Origin of the sequence: Polynucleobacter yangtzensis, from assembly GCF_001595965.1 — a bacterium.
Lineage (GTDB): Bacteria > Pseudomonadota > Gammaproteobacteria > Burkholderiales > Burkholderiaceae > Polynucleobacter > Polynucleobacter yangtzensis.
The window spans coordinates 21,750-46,462 of record NZ_LOJI01000040.1; the positions used below are offsets into that span (position 1 = coordinate 21,750).

Annotated in this window: 20 protein-coding genes, 1 tRNA gene, 1 other RNA gene, 2 pseudogenes and 1 riboswitch; of the genes and pseudogenes, 11 read left to right on the top strand and 13 right to left on the bottom strand. The window is 46.0% G+C overall.

Annotation, left to right across the window (positions count from 1 at the left end; genetic code table 11):
• The 5 genes from frc (JaK3_RS08940) to JaK3_RS08960 all read right to left on the bottom strand — a co-directional run bounded on the left by frc (JaK3_RS08940) (position 1) and on the right by JaK3_RS08960 (position 5,717).
• Positions 1-1,248, bottom strand: a complete 1,248-nt coding sequence (gene frc, locus JaK3_RS08940) for a formyl-CoA transferase (protein ID WP_068323848.1) — start codon at positions 1,246-1,248, stop codon at positions 1-3.
• Between the two features lie 140 nt (positions 1,249-1,388).
• Positions 1,389-1,817, bottom strand: a complete 429-nt coding sequence (locus JaK3_RS08945) for a PAS domain-containing protein (RefSeq protein WP_068323851.1) — start codon at positions 1,815-1,817, stop codon at positions 1,389-1,391.
• A gap of 71 nt (positions 1,818-1,888) precedes the next feature.
• Positions 1,889-3,139, bottom strand: coding sequence for a formyl-CoA transferase (frc, locus tag JaK3_RS08950; protein WP_068323854.1), 1,251 nt, complete (start codon positions 3,137-3,139; stop codon positions 1,889-1,891).
• Positions 3,140-3,187: 48 nt separating this feature from the next.
• On the bottom strand, positions 3,188-4,897 hold the full coding sequence (oxc, locus tag JaK3_RS08955; protein ID WP_068323857.1) for an oxalyl-CoA decarboxylase: 1,710 nt from the start codon (positions 4,895-4,897) through the stop codon (positions 3,188-3,190).
• 202 nt (positions 4,898-5,099) lie between these two features.
• Complete coding sequence (locus tag JaK3_RS08960) at positions 5,100-5,717, bottom strand: Crp/Fnr family transcriptional regulator (protein WP_068323860.1); 618 nt, start codon at positions 5,715-5,717, stop codon at positions 5,100-5,102.
• Between the two features lie 82 nt (positions 5,718-5,799).
• A riboswitch (cobalamin riboswitch) is annotated at positions 5,800-6,014 on the top strand.
• 132 nt (positions 6,015-6,146) lie between these two features.
• Here JaK3_RS08960 and JaK3_RS08965 point away from each other — a divergent pair.
• The 5 genes and pseudogenes from JaK3_RS08965 (at position 6,147) to JaK3_RS08980 (ending at position 10,002) form a co-directional block, all read left to right on the top strand.
• Positions 6,147-8,279 carry a TonB-dependent receptor gene (locus JaK3_RS08965; protein ID WP_068323863.1) on the top strand — a complete coding sequence of 711 codons (2,133 nt, stop codon included), beginning with the start codon at positions 6,147-6,149 and terminating at the stop codon, positions 8,277-8,279.
• A 102-nt stretch (positions 8,280-8,381) separates the two neighbouring features.
• Positions 8,382-8,669 carry a hypothetical protein gene (locus JaK3_RS08970; RefSeq protein WP_068323866.1) on the top strand — a complete coding sequence of 96 codons (288 nt, stop codon included), beginning with the start codon at positions 8,382-8,384 and terminating at the stop codon, positions 8,667-8,669.
• Positions 8,650-8,865 (top strand): annotated as a pseudogene (locus JaK3_RS10950) (cell division protein ZapA); the annotation flags it as partial. The gene JaK3_RS08970 and the pseudogene JaK3_RS10950, both read left to right, overlap by 20 nt.
• Before the next feature lie 99 nt (positions 8,866-8,964).
• A non-coding RNA gene (gene ssrS / locus JaK3_RS08975) (6S RNA) lies at positions 8,965-9,183 on the top strand.
• Positions 9,184-10,002 carry a sulfite exporter TauE/SafE family protein gene (locus JaK3_RS08980; protein ID WP_068323869.1) on the top strand — a complete coding sequence of 273 codons (819 nt, stop codon included), beginning with the start codon at positions 9,184-9,186 and terminating at the stop codon, positions 10,000-10,002.
• Here JaK3_RS08980 and JaK3_RS08985 read toward each other — a convergent pair whose 3' ends face one another.
• The 7 genes and pseudogenes from JaK3_RS08985 to JaK3_RS09015 all read right to left on the bottom strand — a co-directional run bounded on the left by JaK3_RS08985 (position 10,003) and on the right by JaK3_RS09015 (position 17,971).
• Positions 10,003-11,526, bottom strand: coding sequence for a malonate--CoA ligase (locus tag JaK3_RS08985; RefSeq protein WP_068323872.1), 1,524 nt, complete (start codon positions 11,524-11,526; stop codon positions 10,003-10,005).
• Between the two features lie 40 nt (positions 11,527-11,566).
• Positions 11,567-12,463: pseudogene (locus tag JaK3_RS08990) on the bottom strand (Bug family tripartite tricarboxylate transporter substrate binding protein); the annotation flags it as partial.
• A 251-nt stretch (positions 12,464-12,714) separates the two neighbouring features.
• Positions 12,715-14,019 (bottom strand): malonyl-CoA decarboxylase, encoded by a 1,305-nt coding sequence (locus JaK3_RS08995; protein WP_068323876.1) that lies wholly within the window; start codon positions 14,017-14,019, stop codon positions 12,715-12,717.
• Between the two features lie 135 nt (positions 14,020-14,154).
• The gene (locus JaK3_RS09000) at positions 14,155-15,063 is read right to left on the bottom strand and encodes a LysR family transcriptional regulator (RefSeq protein ID WP_068323879.1); all 909 of its coding nucleotides are present in this window, start codon (positions 15,061-15,063) and stop codon (positions 14,155-14,157) included.
• A gap of 15 nt (positions 15,064-15,078) precedes the next feature.
• Positions 15,079-15,867, bottom strand: coding sequence for a prolipoprotein diacylglyceryl transferase (gene lgt, locus JaK3_RS09005; protein ID WP_068323885.1), 789 nt, complete (start codon positions 15,865-15,867; stop codon positions 15,079-15,081).
• Positions 15,868-15,872: 5 nt separating this feature from the next.
• Positions 15,873-16,337, bottom strand: a complete 465-nt coding sequence (locus JaK3_RS09010; RefSeq protein WP_068323888.1) for a DNA polymerase III subunit chi — start codon at positions 16,335-16,337, stop codon at positions 15,873-15,875.
• Positions 16,338-16,366: 29 nt separating this feature from the next.
• Complete coding sequence (locus JaK3_RS09015; RefSeq protein ID WP_420865701.1) at positions 16,367-17,971, bottom strand: leucyl aminopeptidase; 1,605 nt, start codon at positions 17,969-17,971, stop codon at positions 16,367-16,369.
• Between the two features lie 164 nt (positions 17,972-18,135).
• Between JaK3_RS09015 and lptF the strand changes: the two genes are divergently transcribed.
• The 3 genes from lptF (at position 18,136) to JaK3_RS09030 (ending at position 21,406) form a co-directional block, all read left to right on the top strand.
• Positions 18,136-19,251 (top strand): LPS export ABC transporter permease LptF, encoded by a 1,116-nt coding sequence (gene lptF, locus JaK3_RS09020; protein ID WP_068323891.1) that lies wholly within the window; start codon positions 18,136-18,138, stop codon positions 19,249-19,251.
• Positions 19,248-20,402, top strand: a complete 1,155-nt coding sequence (lptG, locus tag JaK3_RS09025) for an LPS export ABC transporter permease LptG (protein WP_068323894.1) — start codon at positions 19,248-19,250, stop codon at positions 20,400-20,402. The genes lptF and lptG overlap by 4 nt, the downstream gene beginning before the upstream one ends.
• 62 nt (positions 20,403-20,464) lie before the next feature.
• Positions 20,465-21,406, top strand: a complete 942-nt coding sequence (locus JaK3_RS09030; RefSeq protein WP_068323897.1) for a CysB family HTH-type transcriptional regulator — start codon at positions 20,465-20,467, stop codon at positions 21,404-21,406.
• A 62-nt stretch (positions 21,407-21,468) separates the two neighbouring features.
• Here the strand turns inward: JaK3_RS09030 and JaK3_RS09035 are convergent.
• Positions 21,469-21,553: transfer RNA gene (locus JaK3_RS09035), tRNA-Leu, on the bottom strand.
• Positions 21,554-21,705: 152 nt separating this feature from the next.
• On the opposite strand from JaK3_RS09035, the gene JaK3_RS09040 reads away from it, so the two are divergent.
• From JaK3_RS09040 to hemF, 3 genes are read left to right on the top strand one after another with little or no spacing between them, the layout of a single operon-like run.
• Entirely contained in the window at positions 21,706-22,425 is a 720-nt protein-coding gene (locus JaK3_RS09040) for a YebC/PmpR family DNA-binding transcriptional regulator (RefSeq protein ID WP_068323900.1), read from the top strand.
• 51 nt (positions 22,426-22,476) lie between these two features.
• Entirely contained in the window at positions 22,477-23,754 is a 1,278-nt protein-coding gene (purD, locus tag JaK3_RS09045; protein WP_068323903.1) for a phosphoribosylamine--glycine ligase, read from the top strand.
• Positions 23,755-23,798: 44 nt separating this feature from the next.
• Positions 23,799-24,710, top strand: a complete 912-nt coding sequence (hemF, locus tag JaK3_RS09050) for an oxygen-dependent coproporphyrinogen oxidase (protein ID WP_068324610.1) — start codon at positions 23,799-23,801, stop codon at positions 24,708-24,710.
• The last annotated feature ends 3 nt before the right edge of the window (positions 24,711-24,713 follow it).

Genomic DNA, 24,713 nt, shown 5'->3' on the forward strand with positions numbered 1-24,713 from the left:
TTAGATCACCTTGTCGTGACGGAGAGAAATCAAATCGTCAGTGGTGTAACCCAACTCATGAAGAATCTCATCGGTGTGCTCACCAAGCAATGGTGAACGTGTCACTTCTGTTGGGCTATCAGACATCTTGATTGGGTTACCAACAGTAAGGTACTTGCCACGAATTGGATGATCCACTTCAACCACGGTGCCAGTAGCACGCAATGCAGGCTCTTCAGCGATTTCTTTCATGGACAAAATTGGGCCGCATGGAATGTCGTACTGATTGAGGATATCCATTACTTCAAACTTGGTCATCGTCATAGTCCACTTCTCGATCTCGCCGAAAATTTCCATGAGATGTGGCAAGCGCGCCATTGGTGATGCAAAACGTACATCAGTAATCCAATCTTCACGACCGATTACTTTGCAAATGGCCTCCCAAACTGGAGCCTGAACGATTACATACATATAGGCGTTTGGATCTGTTTCCCAACCTTTGCATTTCACAATCCAACCTGGCTGACCACCGCCAGAAGCATTGCCTGCGCGGGGTACAGAGTCGCCGAACTCACCGTTCGGGAACTGAGGGTACTCTTGCATCAAGCCAACACGCTCTAAACGTTGTTGATCACGCAACTTCACGCGGCACAAGTTCAATACTGCATCTTGCATTGCTGCCAATACCTTCTGACCACGGCCAGAGTGAGTACGTTGATACAGGGCAGTCACAATACCGAGCGCTAAATGCAAACCAGTTCCGCTATCACCGATTTGTGCACCAGTTACCATCGGAGGACCATCATCAAAACCAGTCGTTGATGCTGAGCCGCCCGCGCATTGCGCTACGTTCTCATACACTTTGCAATCTTCGTATGGGCCAGGACCAAAGCCTTTTACAGAAGCCATGATCATCATTGGATTAAGTTCTTGTATACGCTCCCAAGAAAATCCCATGCGATCCAAAGCACCTGGTGCAAAGTTCTCAACTAAAACGTCGCACTCTTTAATGAGGCGCTCAAGAATTTCTTTACCCTTTTGGGTTTTCGTATTCACGGTAATAGAACGCTTGTTATGGTTCAACATCGTGAAATACAAGCTATCAGCATCAGGGATATCGCGCAACTGACCGCGTGTTGCATCACCTTCGCCAGATTTTTCTACTTTGATTACGTCAGCACCAAACCAAGCCAGTAACTGAGTACAGGTTGGGCCTGATTGAACGTGCGTAAAGTCGAGGATTTTGACCCCTTCTAGTGCTTTTGCCATGGTTTAAGTCCTAATAAGAATGAAAATTTTGAATTGAGGCAATTTTACCAGCGGGAAATAGGGAAAAATGGTGCGTGCCCAATATTTGGGCACAGATCCCTTTTAAGCCTGAATTGGCGTCGCTATAAGACTATATGTGGCTAAGTCTGAGGATTTTCAAGATCAGCAAGACGCTTTTTGAGAGCCCTTTCTTGGGCAAAGCGCTCGGTTTCATCCCGAATGATGGCTACCACCCCATTGGCCTTACCAGAGGCGTCAAATAGCATTCCTACTGTAAAGGCGATCGACAGCATGCTGCCATCCTTATGTTTGGCAGGCACCTTCAATAGAGATGTTCCATAGCGAGTGGTGCCTGTCTCCATGGAGTGGCTGTAACCTTCATTGTGTTTTTGACGTTGGCGCTCTGGAACTATGAGATCCAAAGTATTTCCCAAAGCCTCTTCTTCCAAATATCCAAAGATACGAGTTGCGGCAGGATTCCAAAGCACGATCTTTTCATGGGCATCAGCCACGATGATCGCATCACCTACGCACTCCACTAATTGATGTAAATCGATATCGGTATTCATGGGTCCAGTCTATAGAATAAAAAAGGCGCCCACAAGGAGCGCCTTCAAAATAATGCCAGTGTTACTTATTATTAAACTGCTTTAGCTGTGTGCAACTTAGCGATATCATCAGCGCTATAGCCAAGGTCAGCCAACACTTCATCAGTGTGCTCACCCAATACTGGAGATGGTTTCACTTCGATTTCCAAATCAGAGAACTTGATTGGGCTACCGATTGTCAAATACTTGCCACGTACTTTGTGGTCAACTTCAACGATAGAACCGCTCTTACGCAAGTCTGGTGAAGCAGCCAATTCTTTCATTGAGAGAACTGGAGCGCATGGAATATCGAATTTGCGGAGGATGTCCACAGCTTCGTACTTAGTCTTATCTTTGAGCCAGTCTTCGATAGTTGCGAAGATGTCAAAAATTTTGTCTTGACGAGCTTCAGCAGTCATATATGCTGGATCAGTTGCCCACTCTGGTTTGCCCAAAGCCTTAGTAATTGGCTCCCAAGCGTGACCTTGAATTGTGAAATAGATATACGCGTTTGGATCTGTTTCCCAACCCTTACACTTCAAAACCCAACCTGGCTGACCGCCACCACCAGCGTTACCGCCGCGTGGAACTACGTCAGTGAATGAACCGTGTGGGTATTGTGGGTACTCTTCCAAGTATCCAACTTTGTCTAAACGTTGTTGATCGCGCAACTTCACGCGGCACAAGTTCAATACAGCGTCTTGCATTGAGCAAGATACTTTTTGACCTTTGCCAGTTTTTTGACGCTGCATCAACGCTGTCAAGATACCGATTGCCAAGTGCATACCAGTGTTTGAGTCGCCCAAAGCAGCAGCAGAAACTGTAGGAGGACCATCCCAAAAACCAGTAGTAGAAGCAGCACCACCAGCACACTGGGCAACGTTCTCATACACTTTCAAATCTTCGTATGAGTGGCCATCACTAAAGCCCTTAACAGAAGCCAAAATCATTTTTGGGTTCAACTCCTGAATACGCTTCCAAGAGAAGCCCATGCGGTCTAATGCGCCTGGGCCAAAGTTCTCAACCATTACATCTGAAACTTTAATCATCTTCTCTAAAACTTCTTTACCTTCTGGAGTCTTAGTATCCAAAGTCAAAGAGCGCTTGTTGCCGTTCAACATAGTGAAGTACAAAGCGTCAGCGCCTGGAATATCGCGCAATTGGCTACGAGTAACGTCGCCAGCACCTGGACGCTCAACCTTGATGACGTCTGCGCCATAAAAGCCCAATAACTGAGTACATGCAGGACCTGCTTGTACGTGTGTAAAGTCAATAATGCGAATACCGTCTAATGGTTTAGTCATGTTGTTTCTCCTTAAGTCTTTCTTGTTTACTTCTAAATTTATCTTGAATTACTTCTTAGCAGCTGCTGTGGATGGGTTTAAGTTTGTTAAACGTCCACTCTCAGTACCTGCAGTTTCATCAATAACAGCATTGATGAGAGCTGGTTTACCGGCAGCAATTGCTTCTGTTAAGGCTGCTTCTAACTCTGCTGGTGTAGTTACGTAGTAACCTACGCCACCAAATGCTTCAATCATCTTGTCGTAACGAGCGTCCTTAACAAACACGGTGGGCGCAACATCAGCACCGCCAGTTGGATTAACGTCGGTACCGCGGTATACACCGTTGTTATTGAAAACAACTGTTGTAATTGGCAAGTTGTAACGGCAAATAGTTTCCAATTCCATACCGCTGAAACCGAACGCGCTATCACCCTCTACGGCTACTGTTGGCAAACCGCTAGTTACAGCAGCACCAATCGCATAACCCATACCGATACCCATAATTCCCCAAGTACCAGAGTCAAAACGCTTACGTGGCTTATACATATCAACGATTGCGCGGCAATAGTCGAGTGTATTTGCACCTTCGTTTACCAAGTTCACATCTGGGTTCTTCTTGATCACATCACGAATCACACGCAATGCACCATGGAAGTTCATTGGGTTTGCTTCTTTAGCCAATGTCTCAGCCATCTTGGCTGTGTTCTTATCTTTCTTCTCGGTGATAGCTGCAATCCACTCAGCGCTTGGCTTGGGAACAGCAGAGATGCCCTTCAAGAGCTCACCAACGCATGAACCAATATCACCAATTAATGGAGCAGCGATTTGTACGTTGCTATCAACTTCGTTTGCCTGAATATCGATTTGGATAAATTTCTTAGGTTCTTTACCCCAAGTTTTACCTTTACCATGTGCAAGCAACCAATTCAAACGCGCACCAACCAATAACACTGCATCAGCTTCAGCTAATACAAATGAGCGCGCTGCAGAAGCAGACTGTGGATGATTGTCTGGCAACAAACCTTTAGCCATAGACATTGGCAAATAAGGAATGCCAGATTTTTCAACCAAATCACGGATCTCTTTATCAGCTTGAGCATAAGCAGCGCCTTTACCCAACAGAATCAATGGACGCTTAGCACCCTTCAACACGTCCAATGCACGAGCAACCGCATCGGCCGCTGGGATCTGACGTGGAACTGGATCGATTACCTTGAAGATGGATTTCTTAGCTTCTTCAACAGGCATTGTTTGCGCGAGCAACTGTGCTGGCAAGTCCAAATACACACCACCTGGGCGACCAGAAACCGCAGCGCGAATTGCACGTGCAAAACCGATGCCAATATCTTCGATATGGTTGATACGATAAGCAGCTTTGCAATATGGCTTAGCCGCGTTGAGCTGATCCATCTCTTCGTAGTCGCCTTGTTGCAAGTCAACGATTTCACGCTCGCTTGAACCAGAGATCAAAATCATTGGGAAGCAGTTCACAGTTGCATTAGCAAGTGCTGTTAAGCCATTCAAGAAACCAGGTGCAGAAACTGTCATGCAAATGCCTGGCTTTTGCGTCATGTAACCAGCAATCGCTGCAGCATTACCTGCATGCTGCTCATGACGGAAGCCAATAAAACGCAAACCTTCAGCCTGTGCTAAACGACATAAGTCGGTAATTGGAATACCAACCAGGCCGAAAATCGTATCAAGGTCGTTTGCCTTTAAGGCATCAATGACGAGATGGAAGCCATCCGTTAACTGTGTGTTTTGATTATCTGTTGTCATAGAAATTTTTCAAGAATCACAAATCGCCCGATAAGGGCTAATGCAATTTAGCTTTCGCTAATGTCTCCAATTTAGTTATTAATCGCACTGCGGAATTTTTGACCCCGCTTAGGCTGAGATGAATATTAGGCTTGGGGAGGGGGTTCATCATTGACTTCGGTCAATTTCCCTCTAAATCCTGTAATTACAGCTGGGTGACTGCTTATACAAAAAGCTCTTTATGCTTTGTTTTGAGGCGACTCAGTGTCTCCGGGGAGAGGTTGAGATAAGCCGCCAGCTCCTTTTTAGGAAGGAGCTCAAACAAATCCTCGTATTTACGCAGGAAACGCTCCACCCGACCCGGGGCATCGAGCATATGCAAAGTAATCGTATGGGCCATGATTTCACTCATCAGGCGCATGACTTCAAACTCAAAACTCTCTTTCAGAATCTTGTGCTCATCCAAGAACTCCGCCCACTTCTTGAGGGGCATCCGAGCCACGCGGGCCTTGGTCACAGAGGCAATACTGTAGGGGGCAGCCGTCTTCAGACGCCATGCCGCATAGCTAGTTTCAATATCTTTTTCGATGGCAAAACGCAGGATCATTTCTTTTGCATCTGCACTAGAAACAATACGCTTTAGGATGCCGTCCAAAACAAAGTACTGCTCCATCTGATGGTCGCCTTGATGAAGCAAAATTTCGGATTTTTTGAGGTCCGAGATCTCTAAATGACGCTCCAACTCAGCCATTGCAGCTGGATCTAAGCTTTTTAAGACCGAGTTTTGGCTCAACTGCAGGCGAATCAGGTTCTTTTCGGGATGCTTATCTAATACGGTCATCAATACTTGCTCCTAGAGCTCACATTGTAGGCTTTTTTACATTTTTAAGCGGGATTTGGGGGCTTTGACCTCAGCAGATAAGCTAGAATGGCGGGGTCGTGGTGCTTTATTGCAATGCAATAAAGTTAAACGGGAAACACTAAACGTGTGCTGCCCCCGCAACGGTAGGTAAATGCGCCTTTTATTCATTTGAAAGGCGTCAGGAATCTGACAAAGCCACTGTGCGCGTCAATCGCATGGGAAGGCCAGATTCTGATATTTACTAGCCCGGATACCGGCCAAGACAGGTGGAATTTTGCGGACGGGGATCTTCGCGCGCCAATAAAGCGTAACCTGCGCCTCATTGACGTCTGAACTCCTGCACGTGAAATTCTGTTCGACCTAGCTAACGGGGAAGTTAGCTGGGCAATCGATAACAGAAAGTCTTTTATGAACTTGCAGTTAAAGCAGAAAAAAATCGCCGTAGTATGTGGCACCCTTCTCTCCCTCAGCATCAACCAGCTAGCATTTGCACAAAATAATCCATCTACACTCATTGTGACTGGTACGCGATTTGAGGAAAACCTTAATCAGGTCCCAGCGAATGTCAAAGTGATTACGCGCGATGAAATTGAGAACTCAACCTCCAACACAATTCCTCAGGTGCTATCACAAATTGGCGGCTTAAGAGTAAGCGGTTTAAATTCAAGCGCCTTAAATTTAGATGCATCAGTCGACATGGGTGGATTTGGACCAACCGGCAACAGCACAACCGCAATCTTGGTTGATGGCATCCGAGTAAATCCAATTGATTCAGGAAGCGTCGACTGGGAATCTATTCCAATCGATTCCATTGAGCGTATCGAAATTCTTCAGGGTGGCGCAAGTGTTCAATACGGCAATGGTGCAGTTGGTGGCGTGATCAACATCATCACTAATGGTGGCAAGAAAACAATTAACCAGGCCTCTGCGACCTACGGCACTTGGGGCACCTCCATTAACAATGCCATCTTTAGAAATACAGTCGATAAAACGACTTTACAAGTCAGCGCCAACACATCGAATACCAATGGCTGGCGTCCTAATACAGGGGCAAACGCCTACTCTATCGATGCGAAAATTTTGCAAGATTTAGGCAACAGAGATCGCTTTTTTGTTGATGCATATTACGGCTACACCAATTCACAACTTGCTAGTCCTGTAGTGGGATTGGTTGGCTCAGGAAACCCACTCTCCGTTAGACCGCAAAATGCGGGCAATAACATAACAACCAATAATTCTGGCTTTCGCCAAGGATTAACAAAAACATTAAGCGAGAATTACGTAGTAGAAATCGATACCTCTTATAACAATAAATCCTCTTTCTTCTACGTACCCCAAGCAGATTACTTTGCTAGCCCCGAGTTTGGTTCAGCCGGTAGTCCGATGAATAATAAATTGCAAGGCTGGCAGCTTGCTTTGTCACCGCGCCTGAAAGCAGACTTTGGCGTTATTGGCACTTCGATCTTTGGCTATGATTTCTCGAAAGCGAATCAAGCTGGAAGCAATAGCTACACGCCACAATCTCAAAGCATCATTCTCGCGAATCAATTCGATGCCACGAGCAATCCCTTTGGAACTTATTACAACAATCTAACAAGCGATTCGCAAAACGCCACACAAATTAATAATTCAGTCTACGTAATGCAAAGAATTCCCCTAGGAAATATTTTGGAGGCAAGCGGAGGATTCCGTCGACAAGTGCAGCAAGCATCAACAACTAGCTCTGCCATCACCGCTTCCAATGGGACTGTCTCTGGCAATCAGCAATATGCTGCCAATGCAGGAGATTTAGCGCTTAATGCTAACTACCTGCCAGGACAACGTGTGTATGTGAAGTGGAATCAGTCCTTCAGATTCCCCAATATTGACGAATACTGGGGCCTGCTATACAACCCAACAACCCAAACTACATCAACCGTCTTTAGCGGGATTTTGCAACCACAAACAACTCAGACATATGAGGTTGGCGGCAACTGGGATGTTTTGAGTTCTAAAGTGACATCGTCGATATTTAAGTCTATGACACAAAATGAAATTAGCTATAACCCCGCCACAGGTTACAACTACAACTCAATTTATCAAGTGAATCGCGGCGGAATTCTATTGGATGTTGCATCTAATATTTCACCCTCATTCAATATTGGCTTCGGAGGAAAATACCAAAAGTCATACTATGCCAATGGGCCATTTTCCGGAAATGCTATTCCAGTAGTTCCAGACACGCTTCTTAATGCTAGAGCGAATTACCTCATTGCAACAAATTGGACCATTGGTGGAGTAGTGAATTACGTTAGCAGTCAGCATTACGATACCGGCCCAAGCTACTACAGCGCAACACCAGTGATGCCGTCTTACGTCATTGGGGATATATTTACCTCGTATAAGTTCCAAGGCATTGAAGCACGTCTTACAGTCAAAAACGTTGGTAATGCGCAATATGCCACGTACGGAACTGCGCCAAGCAATGTCTCTAGTCGTTACTCTTACTATCCAAGCGAACCAAGGTCGGTTTTTGTAACCCTGAAATACAACTTCAATTAAACACCCCAGTAATGATTCGCCTACTTTAAGACCCCAATTCTGCATTGCGGTCTTAAAGTAGCGCCCTCCCCCATGGTTTGAAGCTGAGGCTACAATGCCAATATGAGTGAATTAAGCCCAATTCCCCCAAGCGAAGATACTAGCGATCTAAGTTCGCTGAGCATCTCTATTGCCCGCATATCCGAAAAAATTTCATTGATTGAAGATGCAGTAAGAAACTTGAATCAAAATCGAGCGCAACTGGAAGGCAAAATTGATGAAGCTCAAAAACGCGTTCAACGCATTTTGAGTCGCCTACCAGATCAAAGTGATGGTCGCCAACTAAATCTACTTGGCGAAGTTGCTACACCAAACAATCCAGAGGATGATAATGAGCCAACAACGCATTGAAGTCAGCCTTGCCGGCCAAAAAATCACCTTAGCAACGAGCGCTGAGCATGAACCTTTATTAAGAGCAGCATGCGTCCTAGTTGACGAACAAATTCAGCTTGCTATTAGTGGTGGTAATCGCAGCATTGAACGCGCCAGCATGATGGCGGCGCTCAAAATTGCCGGCGACCTCATTACATTACAAAAAAATCAAACGCAGCAAAGCAACTCCTCCAACGTGAGCTCCGATGAAATCACTCGCCTGCAAAGTGAAATTCGCGCTCTAGAGGATCAAGTCGACGCTTTGATGCAAACCCTTTCCCTGCCTGGTTCGCCAAGGCCAATAGTTCCTTGAACCGATGCGCAAGCATCCGGAACGATCTTTACCTTGTGGGCGTGAGCGTTTTGAAAGTTCACAGTGCCAACTTAGACTTGGTCACTCCCTGAGCCTCTTAATGCACCCGAAACAGAGTAGCCGTTCCACCTTGAACCTTAGGGTTCAGGATGACGGCCTAGCGGCTAAGGCGGGGAATTCATGTTACTAAGCGATATCGCCATGTTGATGCTGTGTGGCAGCATCTCCGGATTTTTAGCAGGCCTACTAGGCATTGGTGGCGGCATGATTCTGGTGCCATTCATGATCTTAGTTTTTAACCATCAAGGCTTTAGTCAAGAAGTGATTGTGCACATGGCCATCGCTACTGGTATGGCCACCATCTTGTTCACCACCACCTCCGCAATTTGGGCGCATCACAAACATGGCTCTATCGATTGGAAGTTGGTTGGGTCGCTGAGTCCCGGCTTGGTCGTTGGCAGTTTGATTGGTGGCAGCGAAATTTTTGAAGCCCTAAATACTTCTTGGCTCTCACTTTTCTTCGCCATTTTTATTGTCTATACATCCATTCAGATGCTGCTCAATAAAAAGCCTAAGCCAGGTAGAGATTTACCTGGTTCTCTAGGCTTATTTGGGTTTGGATCATTTGCAGGAGCACTATCGAGCTTAGTGGGGGCCGGCGGGGCCTTCATCACTGTGCCATTTATGCTCTGGTGCAATGTCAAACCACACGTTGCTATGGCGAGCTCCTCTGGCTTGGGCTTTCCGATTGCAGCAGCAGCCACTGCAGGCTACATGTACGGTAGTTGGGGTCACCCCAACCTACCCTCCGGGTCTCTAGGATTTGTTTATTTACCAGCGGTAGTGTGTATTGCGGCAGTGAGTATTTTCACAGCACCGCTTGGCGCCAAAATGGCTCGCAAACTGGATGTGGCACAACTCAAACGTATTTTTGGGGTGATGCTACTAATGCTTGCGGCCTTCATGTTTAATGAAAGCCGCAAAGCATTTGGTTACTAACTAACTAGTAAATTGCTGGCGCAAAATATTCTTTTGCACTTTACCCATAGCATTACGCGGTAAATCAGAAACAATTTCCACGCGCTTTGGAATCTTGAAGTTTGCAATTTGTGTTTTCAAAGTAGCGATCATCTCTTCGGCATTTAATTTAGCCCCAGCCTTGGGCACAACTACCGCCATCACTGCCTCACCGAAATCTGGATGCGGAATGCCAATCACAGCGCTTTCTTCAACACCAGGCATGTCATCGATAAAGCTTTCAATTTCTTTTGGATAAACGTTATAGCCACCAGAAATAATTAAATCCTTACTGCGGCCAACGATACACAAATACTCCTTCGGTGCTTTGCCGCCATTGGCATCACCACCCCAACGACCAACGTCACCTGTCTTGAACCAACCATCTTTGGTAAATTCTTCAGCAGTCTTCTCTGGCATACGCCAGTAGCCTTTGAATATGTTTGGACCTTTAACCTGAATGCCGCCAATTTCATCGACCTTGCAAGGTTTATTGTCTTCATTCACTACGCGCACCTTTACACCAGGAAGAGGCAGGCCAACGGAGCCACCTACGCGCTTACCCTTATAAGGGTTGGAGACCAACATCACGGTCTCGCTCATGCCATAGCGTTCCAAAATTGGCTGACCAATGACTTCCTTGAAAGTATTAAACGTTTCTGTAAGTAGTGGAGCAGAACCAGAAACAAAAAGGCGCATATTGCGTGCCACTTTCTTATTAAAGCCTTTATCGGCTAATAAGCGTACATAGAATGTTGGCACACCCATCATCACTGTTGCCTGTGGCATATGTTTGATCAGTTGCGCAGTATCTAAACGCGGCAACCAAATCATCTTGCTGCCATTAATCAATGCGCCATGGGCCGCAACGAACAAACCGTGAACGTGAAAGATAGGCAAAGCGTGCAATAGAACATCGCCTTTTTTCCAACCCCAAAACTTTTGCAATACTTGAGCATTGCTGCCCAAGTTCTTATGAGTCAGCATTGCACCTTTGCTACGGCCAGTAGTGCCGGAGGTATACAAAATAGCCGCAAGATCATCATCCTTAGCGGGTACAGTTTTGAATTTATCGCTTAAACCAGCTGCACGGTCCAACAAAGAACCGGTGCGGTTTTCATCTAGGGTAAAGACATGCTTGGTGCCGGCTTTAGCAGCAACCTTAGATACCCAAGATAGATTCTTGCTACTGCAAACAACTACCGCCGGCTCTGCATTTTCTAAAAAATATTGAATTTCAGCAGACTGGTAGGCGGTATTGAGTGGCAAATACACATAACCCGCACGAATTGTTGCTAGGTATAGAAAAAGAGCCTCAGGTGACTTCTCAACCTGAACTGCAACCCTAGACCCTTTTGGCAACTTCAAGCTGGCAAGTAAATTTGCCAGCTTTGCCGTTGCAGCCTCAAGGTCACCCCAGGAGTAATACAGACCATCATGCGTCTCGAGAGCGCATGCTTTTTTATCTTTTGGAAAACCTTTTTCCAATAGTGAATATAAATTCATTTAAACCTCAAACCCCAGGGGTAATATTTAATAAAAATTCTTAGTCTAATTTGGCGCCAGAAGCCTTAGCAACGGCAGCCCAACGCTTAACATCAGCACTCACAAATTTTCCAAAAGCTTCGCCTGAAAGGGTTGGAGTTTCGGAACCGTTATTAGTCCAGATAGTTTTGAGCTCAGGCGTATTCAGCGCCTTCTGTGTCTCAGCAATCATCTTGTCAACGATCGGTTGCGGAGTTCCTTTAGGAGCAAACAAGCCATACCATGTAGAAACCTCGTAACCCACTAAACCAGCTTCAGCTGCAGTAGGTACGTTCGGAAATCCTGGAGCGCGCTTTTGTGATGCAACTGCCAAAGCAACAATCGAGCCATTCTTAATTTGTGCGGCTGAAGAACCCAATCCGTCGAACTCGATGTCTACCTGACCAGCAATTAAGTCTTGCATGGCTGGGCCAGCACCACGATAAGGGATGTGCGTAATAAAGGTTTTGGTCAACATCTTGAATTGCTCGCCTGCCAGATGATGTGTAGATCCATTACCGGCGCTGGCGTAGTTGAACTTACCTGGGTTTTTCTTCAATAGTGCAATAAATTCTTTCAAGTCTTTCACTTGAACATTCTTAGGATTAACAACGATCACCTGCGGTGGACTTGCAATCATTGCAACTGGCACAAAACTTTTCTCGATATCGTAATCCAAGTTTGGATACATGGAAGGTGCAATTGCATGGTGCGCTGCACCCACAAAAAAGGTATATCCATCTGGAGCAGCCTTAGCAGCAATAGAGGCGCCCAAGGTTCCACCTGCGCCACCACGATTATCAATAATAATTTGCTTACCCAATTGCTTAGTCAACTGTGTTGCCAATGGTCGCGCAAAAGCGTCTGTACCACCGCCCGCAGGAAAGGGCACAACAAAGGTAATCGGTTTATTGGGCCACTCTTACGCCATCACCACCAAAGGGGCAGCGCAAACCAAAAGAATTGCCTTCTTGATCATTGCCGAAAGGCTTAATTGGTTAATCATCTTCATCTCCTCCACTTGCCACTATTTCATGGCTATGTTCATTATTAATACCGCTGAATCGCACACCATACTACCTTCTGGATCTTGATGCCCAGTTTGCTTATTAAACCCTAAAGTGAATCTCTTTGGATTCTGCCTTGGGGCATCTCCTCCTCAATTCCTTATCACGGCGCCATCAAGCGCCCTACCGATCTTGAATACACGATTTCGCCATTGGCAAATTTCTCATGGTTTTCTTCCACATTCCCTAGATCATAGAGATAGTTCACCATCAAACCCGCTGACTGACGCAAGCCTTTACGAGATAAATCTCCCGCCCAATTTACCAAATGCAACTTAGCGCCATTGCCTAAATGGAACTTAGCAACTGGATTGCCATTACGACCAGTAGAACCTAGACCCAAATAGATAGAGGCTAAACAAAGCAAAGACTCTTGCTCTTTAGGTGATGCCAAATCGGGATGCCATCCAGCACTGAGTTTTTCTGTCCATGACTGCGCATCTAACTTAAGATTTGCTAATGCCTGGTCTCGTGCCGCCCGTAAGTTTGGCTTCAATCTTTCTGCAGGCACATCCTCACCCAAGTTAGCACCAGCAGATACCCAATCCATAAATCCAGGTATCGGCGATAGAGTAACAAAGGTTTTGAGCCCTGGGAATTCAGCATGTAACTGCTCGGCAACACGCTTAATTAAGAAGTTGCCCATTGATACGCCACGCAGACCCGGCTCACAGTTACTAATTGAATAGAACACCGCTACTTTGTATTGAGATGGCTGATCCACTGTCTCAGCTTTCTTATCCACCAAGGGCGTAATAACGGTCGGGATCTCGGGTAATAAGGCCACTTCCACAAAGATCAAAGGCTCGCTAGGCAGCTGCGGGTGGAAGAAGGCAAAGCAACGGTGATCAGGCTGTAGGCGGCGACGTAAATCATCCCAGCCATCAATGGCATGTACCGCTTCGTGGTGAATCAACTTCTCCAAAACCTCTGCAGGTGATTTCCAGTCAACACGATGCATCTTCAAAAATCCTGGATTGAACCAAGATGACAGAAGATGGCGCATATCAAAATCGACTGCTGCTAGCTCGGGCTTCTTATCTAAGATTTGCAAAAGATCTCGCCGCATTTGCACCACAGCAGCAGTTCCATGACCGGCACGATTTAAGCGGCGGAACAATTCTTGCCTAGGAGATTCAGAAACTTTTTGTAATTGAATGTAATTGCGCGCTGTAGATTCGGCAGCAAAATTTTGTGCAGCCTTAAGAACTGCATCGACTTGAGGATTTAATTTCTCAAATAAATAAGTAAAGAATGCAATGTGTTGGTCTTTTGTCAGCTTACGATAGTTGTTCACAACATCGTCAGCCATGCTGACTGCATTAGATTCGCCTCGCTCAGAAATCAAGCGCTTAATGGCGTTGTTTGCCTTTGATAGGTTGCGGGCTTTTGCTAACTTTTCGAGCATGTAATCTTTTCAAATAAGAAAAACGACAAAATTAAGATCGAGTTCAATTTATTACTCAGAACATGCAAAATCAATTAAGTTAAATGAATAATTATTAACTTAAAGTTAAGTATAGGCGCAAAACCTTAGGGTAAATCAGGAGTTTTTGCGATGCAGCATGCGGGCTTCAGCCGCTAAAGCCAAAATATTGGGGTTTGATTCATTAGCCTGAAGATACATTAGGCCAATACGTTGAATCACCTGGTATTTAGGTAATAAAGGCGTAAATTCGATTGCATCGCCCATTAGCGCCCTTACCCTACCGGGCAACAAGGAATGTCCCAGATCACCGGAAACCATATTCATTAGGGAAAAGATATCGCCCACCCTCATAACTACATCAGGTTTAAAACCAGCAAGCTGAAATGCCTCATAAAACCCCGAGGTAGTAGCAAAGCCATCTTGAAGGGTAAGAAATTTCTTATGTTGATATTCTGATAGGTCAATATCGGCTGCGGCAGGCTTACTGCCTTTTGAAGAGGCCAGAAATAACTGATCCTCAAAAAGAGAGACAACCTGGACGCCCTCAGGCAAGTCGTGCGCTGGAACAGCAATGACAACTGCATCAACACTGCCCTCAGTCAAGCGCTTCATCAACTCTTCATTAGACCCAAGAAATAAGTCGATATCTAAATCGGGCCTGCGGATTTTGGTGCCCATGATCATGCGAGGAATGATGTTGGCAGTCAGGGAATACATAGACCCTAGGCGAATTTGCCCGCTTTCAAGCCCTGCTTTAGCCCTCGTCTTTTTTAGAATGCGATCTACGTCTGATAGCAAATCATTACTTGCCTCAGCTAAATAGATTGCCGCTGGCAAGGCTTTTAATTGGCGTCCCTCTTTAACAAATAAAGGGCACCCAATCCCTGACTCAAGAGAGTGCAACGCCTTGTGAATGCTGACTGAGCTCAAGTGCAACTCTTCTGCAGTTCGTGAGAGGCTTCCGGTTCGCACGAAAGAACATAGAATTTCTAACTTTCGCAGTGTCAGTTCTTCATTCAACATAGAGGGTGATGAACTTTAAATGCTTTTAGATTTAAATGCGGTCATCAAATAGATGCCAAATAGAATCATCGGAACGCATAACCATTGACCCATCGACAAGCCTAGACCAAGAAGACCAAGGAACGCATCTGGTTCACGCGCGTATTCGGCTAAGAAACGGCAAATACCGTAGCCCAATAAGAAGAATCCAGACACCTGACCTACGCGCCTTGGTTTGCCTGCATAAATCCAGAGCGCAATACCAAGTAATACACCCTCACCTAGCAGTTGATAAATTTGCGAGGGGTGACGCGGCACAGAATCAACTAATGGGAACACCATTGCCCAAGGCAAATCAGTAGGCCTACCCCAGAGCTCTCCGTTAATAAAGTTACCAAGTCGACCAAAAGCTAAGCCAAATGGAACGAGTGGAGCTACTAAATCACTAACAACAAAGAAAGTGGTCTTCCGTTTTTTAGCAAACCAGTAAAGAGCAGCAAGCACTCCTAGCAAGCCACCATGGAAAGACATACCACCTTCCCAGATTTTGAAAATACTCAAGGGATTGGCCAAGTAAAAGCCAGGCATATAAAACAAGGTATAGCCTAAGCGCCCACCAAGCACAACACCGAGAACACCAGCAAAGAGGAGATCCTCAAGATCTTTATAAGTCCAGCCTAAAACCTGATAACGCGGCGCTCGAATACGTAAGCGACCTAATAGCAAAAACTGCACAAAAGCCATCAGATACATCAAGCCATACCAGTGAATAGCAAAGGATCCAATACGAATTGCTGCGGGGTCAAACTGAGGATGAATCAACATGAATATTAACTTTTGGATTGATCAAAGTTATGCAACTCGTGACCTAGATCCCGGTAGGCTTTATAGCGTTCGCGCCCAGCCAAACGCTCAGCCTCATTGACAGTAACTACCTCAACGATTCTAGGGAAGCGCGCGACAAGAGCGGCTACATCCGCAGGCATACGCATACCCAGGTGAATCATCACATCCGCATGAGGTACGTTATTTAGGGCGGAGGAAGTAAAGTCGTCTGTCAAAACAATGGGCGTTTCTGCTGCGGCCTCGTCTTCGATAAAGCAGTGCGGTAAAAAATCAGCACCACTAAATGACCACAAAAGATCATTTAACTTTTGGAGATCAGCTTTCTCACCAACCATCACGATATTACGAACAGGCTCGCCTTCAGGCGTGGCACTCCAAATCTTGCGTGTTAAACGACAGGCGTATTCCAGCTTGTCGTTTACATTGCTATGAAAATCAATTCGTGCCATTCGGTATCTATCCAAAACTTCTCAAGTTCTTACTTACGTTCAAGCAAGAAGTTCACCAACAAGGGAACTGGACGACCAGTCGAGCCCTTAGCGGCGCCGCTCTTCCAGGCTGTTCCTGCAATATCCAAGTGAGCCCATTTGTATTTCTCTGTAAAGCGTGACAAGAAACATGCTGCCGTTACGCTTCCTGCTGGACGTCCGCCAATATTGGCGACATCTGCAAAATTCGATTTGAGTTGCTCATGATAAGCAGCATCTAAAGGCAAGCGCCATACGGTATCCAAAGAAGCATGACCAGCTTTAGTGAGCTCACTCACCAAGCCTTCGTCTTCAGAAAATAAACCGCTATGCACATGACCCAAAGCAATTACGCATGCGCCAGTTAAGGTGGCGATATCAATCACCGCTGCGGGTTTAAAGCGTTCAACATAAGTTAAGGCATCACACAATATGAGACGGCCTTCTGCATCGGTATTGAGAATCTCAATCGTCTGCCCAGACATGCTCTTCACAATATCGCCTGGTCGCGTAGCCTGACCTGATGGCATATTTTCACAAGTAGGAATGACGCCAATGACATTCTTCTTTAAATTCATTAAAGAAACGGCGTACATGGTGCCTATCACTGATGCAGCACCACACATGTCGTACTTCATCTCATCCATCGCTTCGCCTGGCTTGAGTGAGATACCGCCCGTGTCAAAAGTAATTCCTTTGCCAACTAAGACAATCGGGGCCTCGCCCGCTTTGCCGCCTTGGTGACGCATCACAATAAACTGAGGTGGAGTATCAGAGCCTTTCGCAACCGACAAGAAGGAGCCCATTCCTAAGGCTTCAATCTGTTTGCGTCCTAGCACTTCCACTTTCAAGCCCGCCTTCTTGCTCAAGCCTTGTGCAGTCTTACCTAAATATGTTGGCGTACAGACATTGGGCGGAAGATTACCCAAATCTTTCGCTAAGTTCATACCCTCAACCATGGCTACACCCTGCTCTACAGCAGCCTTCAGCTCTTTTGCACAATCATCATTACCAGCAAACACTAAATGTTTAAATGTATCTGCTTTATCTTTCGCTTTAAATTTCATGGCAGGCTGACGAACGCCAAAACGATAGGCTTGATCGCCAGCGTATTGAACGGTCAGGCGCACCTCTTCTGCGATAAAATCTGCTTTATGGGAAAGCGCAAAACTTGGAGTAAACCAAAGTGCATTCTCAATTGAGCCGCCGCTCAGCACCTTCAAAGCTGCGCGAGCTACTTTGGAATAAGTAGTCAAACTACGTTCGCTAGCAAGATGAACGTCACCCAAAGCAACTAGCAATATGCGTTTTGCTTTAACACCACTAGCAGTCCAAGATTTTTCTGCTCGCAACATGCAAACGGAAGCCTGCTTAGGATCTAAATCCCCAACAACAATAGCGTGATTAACAGAACCTCCAAGCAAGAGATCCAGCTCCGGCAAAAAGCCAGCTTTGGCCTTGGCGCCTTTAGCCCCAGAGAAACTATCAAAATCTGCTTTTGAGAAGGCCAAGACCAAACAGTCGGTGTTGTGACCCAATAGAGATTTGAGGCTAGATTTCTGGAGTTTTGGGCTCTGCAGGTCGGCTTGAGGGAAAATCTTGGTACTAAATTGAATTGTCATAATCTATTACGGTATTTTGGTCGAATCAAAAGAGGGGAAATTGCTAATCCGGGACGTTTATCCATTATCCTCCGACATGAGAATAGTCTCCCTTATCGATAGCAATATAAGCCATTTATAGCCCCTAATAACCCCACGAATCCAGACCCTTATTTTTCATGATTTTTAAACAGGCCCTCCGCCGCGAACTCAGTTTTACGACTGGTGGGGTGTTTTTGGTCTTAGTCACCATCATGGTGACTACTTTGGTTATCCGAATCTTGGGCTATGCCGCCAACGGCGCAGTCAACCCTGAGGATGCGCTCGTTTTAATTGCCTTAGCCACTTTGGGTTATCTCGCCGTTCTTTTAACGGTCTCGCTGTTTGTAGCAACCCTCATTGTTTTAGTCCGCTGGTACAAAGATTCCGAAATGATCGTTTGGTTTGCAAGCGGCTTAAGTGTCACCAATCTCATTCGCCCTATTTTGCAATTCGCTACACCGCTCATCATCGTCATCGCCCTACTTGCACTTTTTGTTTGGCCATGGGCAAATCGGGAATCCACTTTAATCAGTCAGCGCTTTCAACAGCGTGATGATGTATCAATGGTGAGCGCTGGGCAATTTAAAGAATCTGCAAAAGCAGAACGTGTTTTCTTTATTGAAGAGCTCGATGTAGATAAGAGTGAAGTAAAAAATATCTTCGTAGCAGACTCTAAGAATGGTCGCCTGAGTATTGCGGTGTCATCCACCGGCTACATTCAAAATTCGGAGGGTGGAGAAAAGTCTATCGTCCTCAATAACGGCCGACGCTATGAGGGGCAACCCACTCAGCCCGATTTTAGAATTCTCGAATTTAATGAGTACAGCACCAAGATTCGCAGTAAGGATGCATTAGCCCCTGCACCTCGCGATCGTGAGAAGACCATTACCGAACTTCTCAACGACCCTAACCCTGCTTCTGTGAACCCTAATCGCGCTGAATTGCTTTGGCGTGTTGGCTTGCCTTTAATGGCTTTGGGTTTAGTGCTAATCGCCATACCACTTGCATATGTAAATCCGCGTCTCGGCAATTACACAGCAATGTTCTATGCGGTATTGATTTACCTGATTTATAGCAACCTGCTGAACCTGACGCAAAATTTTGTTTCACAAGGTAAGGTCAGTGTTTTTGTGGCCATTTGGCCGATCCATTTACTTGCTCTTTTGATTGCAACAGTCTTAATTCGCAATCGTATCAACCCCTCACTCAAGTGGTGGCTCCGTCAGTTGCCCGCCTCAATAGCTAGAAAATGAAGCTGCTCTTTCCCTTCATCTATGAGCGCTATTTAGCCAAGCAGATCTATGCTGCTTTTGGGTTCATTCTCTTTGCACTGGTAGCTTTGTTTTTGTTCTTCGATATTTTGAGCGAGCTTGGTTCAGTGCAGGGTGCTTACACACTCCCCTTGGCGCTACTTCACGTTCTCCTGAAGGCACCAAGCCGTATTTCAGAAATTATTCCGATTGCAGGCTTGATTGGCAGTATTTATGTATTTGCGATGCTAGCTAGCCAGTCTGAGTTCACCATCTTGCGCATCGCTGGCTTAGATGTGAGACGCGGACTCATTACGCTCACCAAAATCTCTCTTCCATTGATTGCACTTACACTCATCATGAGTGAATGGGTTGGGCCTTACGCAGAAGCCAAGTCCGATCAGATTCGCATGAAAGCTATGGGTTCAGCATACTCATCCCAATTTAGAACTGGTGTCTGGGTAAAAGATCGCTTGCGCGATGAGGATGGCAGTGGCCCTGTTCGTCCTGGGGTCCGCTACGTCAACGTTGGTAAGGTTGATAAGGATAATGAAATTCGCAATATCCGCATGTATGAGTTTGACGACACCTATCACCTGCTCTCCATTCGTAGTGCCGTATCAGGACAGTTTGATGAGACAGGTGTCTGGGTTTTAAACGATGTTACAGAAACTCGTTTCAAAGAAACCAAACAATCAGACCCGCTTAATCCAGTTTTTTCTGCGCAGACTTTTACTCACCCGATTGTTACTCTGGAGTCCGAAGTCACGCCACAAATTTTGAGCGTGCTTTTAATTAGCCCTGAAAAAATGTCTATTGTGAGTTTGGGCCGCTTCATCTCCCATCTGCGTGATAACAAACAAGATGCGCATAGGCATTCGATTGCCTTCTGGAAAAAAGTCATTTACCCATTCACCATTTTTGTGATGCTCACTTTGGCGCTTCCCTTTGCTTACTTGAAGGTACGTGCAGGAAGCGTTGGTATTAAAGTGTTCGGCGGCATCATGCTGGGCATGAGCTTCCAGCTCTTTAACTCCCTATTCTCAAACGTAGGACTTTTGGGTTCCTGGCCAGCCCTGATCACTGCTCTTACCCCGCCTTTGCTCTATTTCCTATTAGCCCTAGTTGGATTACGCTGGGTTTCTAAGGCTTAATACCTAAAAATCATTTAGAATGTGATTCCTATATCGCTGTTGATATATAGACAGGAATCCTTATGAATCTGCATCAATTCCGCTTTGTACGCGAAGCCGTTAGACAAAACTTCAACCTAACAACCGCTGCAAAAGCGCTGTTTACGTCACAACCTGGCGTATCCAAGGCCATCATCGAGCTAGAAGATGAGTTAGGCGTTGAGATTTTCCGTCGTCATGGCAAACGCATTCGCTCCCTAACGGAGCCAGGCAAACGGATTTTGAGCTCGATTGAGCGCATCCTAGATGAAGTGGAAACACTAAAACGCGTAGGCAAAGATTTTGCTAGCCAAGATCAAGGTAGTTTCGTAATCGCCACCACCCACACGCAAGCGCGGTATGCCCTACCCAAAGTACTTACTGAATTTACTAAACGTTTCCCAAAGGTGAAGGTCAGCATTCAGCAAGGCAGCCCAGGACAAATTGCAGAATTACTCACACATGATCGCGCAGATATTGCAATTGCAACTGAAGGCATTGCCAATACTCCAGGTGTACTCGCACTTCCAGGCTATCAATGGCATCACGTATTAATGGTGCCGCTCAGCCATCCACTTCTCAATCAAGCAACGCTAACGCTAGAAGAGATCGCTAAGTACCCCATCATTACCTATGACAAAGCATTCGCGGGTCGCAGCAAGATTGATGCAGCGTTTGCACAAAGAAACATTACGCCTGACATTATTTTGGAAGCGATTGATGCTGACGTGATTAAGACCTATGTTGAAACCGGCATGGGTATCGGCATCGTTGCGGGCCATGCATATGATCCTGATCGAGATCGCAATCTGAAGGTGATTCCTGCGGGGCACTTGTTTGGCAACAACGTCACGCATTTGGGAGTTAAGCAAGGCGCTTACTTGCGATCTTTTGTATACACCTTCATTGAACTCTTCTCACCGACACTCACCAAGAAAATTGTTGAGCAGGCAATGTCGAACGAAAGCGAGACGTACGAGATCTAACCGCGTGCAGTTTGTGATTGAGTCTGATATTGAGGATGTTCAAAGACTGATCAGCCTTTGAGTGGTGCCTCGGGGCGGACTCGAACCGCCACGCCTTGCGGCACCGGATTTTGAGTCCGGCACGTCTACCAATTCCATCACCGAGGCAGGTGTTTGCAGTGGAAATTCTGCTTACTTTGCTATTTTGTTACTGCTAAGACATGAGAGTGTAACAAAAAATGGTCAGATACCCCCTACCTTGGGTCTAGAACCCCTTAAAATGAGGTCTTCTAGCCAAATTATTAAAAGGACTTACCCGTATGGCCGGCCATTCGAAATGGGCCAATATTCAGCACCGCAAAGGTCGTCAGGACGAAAAACGCGGCAAGATTTGGACCAAACTCATTAAAGAAATTACCGTAGCCGCCAAATTAGGTGGTGGCGACGTTGCTACTAATCCACGTTTGCGTTTGGCGATTGATAAGGCCAAAGACTCAAATATGCCTAATGACAACGTGCAACGAGCAATTCAGCGCGGAACTGGCTCACTTGAGGGCGTGAACTACGAAGAGATTCGTTATGAGGGTTACGGCATGAATGGCGCTGCCATTATCGTTGATTGCTTAACCGATAACCGCACTCGTACCGTTGCAGAAGTTCGTCATGCATTTAATAAAAATGGTGGCAACATGGGTACAGAAGGTTCAGTTGCTTTTTTATTCAAACACTGTGGCCAAATGTTGTTTGCTCCTGGCACTAACGAAGATCAACTCATGGAAGTTGCGTTAAATGCTGGTGCAGAAGATGTCATCACTCATGATGATGGATCTTTAGAAGTGTTATGCCCTGTTTCGGATTTCTCAAAAGTACAGGATGCCATTAGTCAAGCAGGCCTTAAGCCTGAGCTGGCAACCGTTGCTATGCGCCCTGAGACTGAGATCGCTCTTGAAGGTGAGCAAGCAGAAAGCATGCAGAAATTGCTGGATGCACTTGAGAACTTGGATGACGTTCAAGAAGTCTTTACGAACGCTGAACTTTGATTTCTGAATTTAATTTTTTAATTACCTCATTTAAATAATAGATAGCTTGTTATGAAAATTCTACTGATCGGATCTGGCGGACGCGAACATGCGCTAGCTTGGAAACTAGCTCAATCCCCACAAGTACAAACAGTCTATGTTGCGCCGGGTAATGGCGGAACTGCCACTGCCAAACAGACTGCTACGGGCATTGAGAACCTGCCGATCACCGGGTTACAGGAACTTGCTGATTTTGCTAAGCGCGAGAAAATTCACCTGACAGTAGTTGGTCCTGAAGCTCCTTTAGCTGCAGGCATCGTAGATGTATTCCGTAATAATGGCTTGCGTATTTTTGGGCCAACCCAATTGGCTGCGCAATTAGAGTCCTCTAAAGACTTCTCTAAAGCCTTTATGAAGCGTCATGGTATTCCGACTGCGGATTACCAAACTTTTTCTAGCGCTTTAGAAGCTCATGCTTACATTGATGCTAAAGGTGCGCCGATTGTGATTAAGGCTGATGGGCTTGCGGCAGGCAAAGGCGTAGTCGTTGCCATGAGTCTTGAAGAGGCGCATGCCGCAGTGGACATGATGTTGGCTGATAACAAATTAGGTAATGCTGGTGCCCGTGTAGTCATTGAAGAATTTCTCACCGGTGAAGAAGCTAGCTTCATTGTTTTGGTTGACGGTAAAAATGTTTTAGCTTTGGCAACAAGCCAGGATCACAAACGACTGCTTGATGCTGATCAGGGTCCAAATACCGGCGGTATGGGTGCTTACTCCCCTGCCCCAGTGGTTACTCCAGAAATCCATGCACGTGCATTACGTGAAGTGATCATGCCAACCGTGAATGGCATGAAAGCTGATGGCATTCCTTATACCGGCTTCTTGTATGCAGGCTTGATGATCGCACCTGATGGCAAGATCAAGACCCTTGAATTTAATTGCCGCATGGGCGACCCAGAGACTCAACCAATCATGGCGCGTCTGCGTAGCGATCTTGTGAACGCCTTAGATCATGCTGTGGATGGCACACTCAATGAGGTCGAGCTGGAATGGGATCGCCGTACTGCTCTAGGTGTGGTACTTGCTGCACATAACTACCCCGATACCCCACGTGCTGGCGATGTCATTACCGGCATCCCTGCTGATACTGAAGATCAAATTACCTTCCATGCTGGCACAAAACTGCAAGATGGCAAAGTAATCACTTCTGGTGGACGTGTGATGTGCGTTGTTGGACTTGCTGATACCGTTCGTGGCGCACAACAAAAAGCATACGATGCAATCAATCACATCAAATTCGATGGCATGCAATATCGCAAGGATATTGGTTACCGCGCAATTAAATAAATATAACTATCGATAGAGCTCACTTGTCAGATCAACACACCCAAATCGATATTGCCGCCTTAAAAGATTACTTTTTAGGATTGCAAGAACGCATCACCACTGCAATGAGTGCTTTGGATGGCAAAGTATTTGTTGCAGATGAATGGCATAAGCCTGAAGACAGCAAACTCAAAGGCTATGGCCGCACCTGTATTTTGGATGGCGGCAATATTCTTGAAAAAGGTGGTGTAGGTTTCTCACACGTTCGCGGCGACCAAATGCCGCCCTCAGCATCGCATCACCGCCCAGAAGTCGCGGGCCGTAGCTTTGAAGCAATGGGTGTCTCTTTGGTGTTTCACCCAAATAACCCCAAAGTACCGACTACACATATGAATGTGCGCTGCTTTATTGCGCAAGCCCCTGACAAAGAACCAGTTTGGTGGTTTGGTGGTGGCTTTGATCTCACACCCTATTACGGCGTTGATGAAGACTGTAAACATTTTCATCAAACCGCTAAAGATGCCTTAGATCCTTTTGGTGAAGAGCTCTATCCTCGCTTCAAGAAGTGGTGTGATGAATACTTCTATTTAAAGCATCGTGAAGAGCCACGCGGCATTGGCGGCGTTTTCTTTGACGACTTTAATGAACTCGGTTTTGAAAAGAGCTTTGCGATGACTCGCGCAGTGGGTGATGCATTCATTAATGCTTACCTGCCTATTGTGCAGCGTCGCCATCAAGATAACTTTACTCCTGAAGAAAAGGCTTTCCAAGAATATCGCCGTGGCCGCTATGTGGAATACAACCTCATCTTTGATCGAGGCACCATCTTTGGTCTGCACTCTGGTGGCCGTACCGAATCTATTTTGATGTCAATGCCTCCAGTGGTTCAGTGGTGGTACAACTGGCAGCCTAAGCCTGGCACGCCAGAAGCTAAGCTGTATGACTACTACCTCAAGCCACGCGATTGGCTAGCGTGAGCA